The sequence below is a fragment of the Roseinatronobacter sp. genome, from assembly GCF_051859525.1.
Lineage (GTDB): Bacteria > Pseudomonadota > Alphaproteobacteria > Rhodobacterales > Rhodobacteraceae > Roseinatronobacter.
This window is the reverse complement of the sequence record NZ_JBHYFM010000057.1, coordinates 1-588: the sequence shown is the minus strand read 5'-3', so window position 1 is coordinate 588 and position 588 is coordinate 1. Positions and strand designations below refer to the sequence as shown.

General features: G+C 57.0%; 2 protein-coding genes. Both read left to right on the top strand.

What is annotated here, in order from left to right:
- The coding region (locus ACTIE1_RS16680; protein WP_439563516.1) for a hypothetical protein at positions 1-202 on the top strand (202 nt) is incomplete at its 5' end.
- Positions 203-224: 22 nt separating this feature from the next.
- Positions 225-470 (top strand): IS66 family insertion sequence element accessory protein TnpB, encoded by a 246-nt coding sequence (gene tnpB / locus ACTIE1_RS16675; protein ID WP_437197570.1) that lies wholly within the window; start codon positions 225-227, stop codon positions 468-470.
- Positions 471-588: the final 118 nt, after the last annotated feature.

The following is a 588-nucleotide window of genomic DNA, read 5'->3' as shown; positions in this document are numbered from 1 at the left end:
TCTTGTCCGCAGTCTCGGGATTTCGCCGCCGCAACTCTTCGGGTGGCGCAAAGCTTTCCTGAACAAGCAGAAACGGGTCGGTGTTTCAGATAGTGCCGTGCCGCTGGTGGAAATTGTGTTGGGAGGCATCATCGTTCGGGTGAGCCCGGATGTTGACGAGGCTGCGTTGCTGCGCATTCTTCGCGCGGTGCGCTTAGCATGATCCCCTCTGGCGTGAAGGTCCAGTGGACTTTCGGAAAGGACCAGACAGCCTGCTTTCGCTAGTTCGGGATGCCGGGAGCGATCCGTTCAGTGGCGCACTTTACGTATTCCGTGCGAAGCGGGCAGACCGGATCAAGATTGTTTGGTGGGACGGCAGCGGCGTATGTCTGTATGCAAAGCGCCTGGAGAAATCCTCGTTCTGCTGGCCGCGCATCGTACATGTCCGTGTCCAGCTGAACCACGCCCTGTTGATTGCCACTGAGAATTGACCCATGTGCAACCTTGCCCCGGCTTGAACCAGCTGGGGGCATTTGGAGTGATCGACATGGGATTTTTGAAGGTTATCAGGACTTGGGCGCTGCGAGAAAAGATGCCCATTCGCTAGAT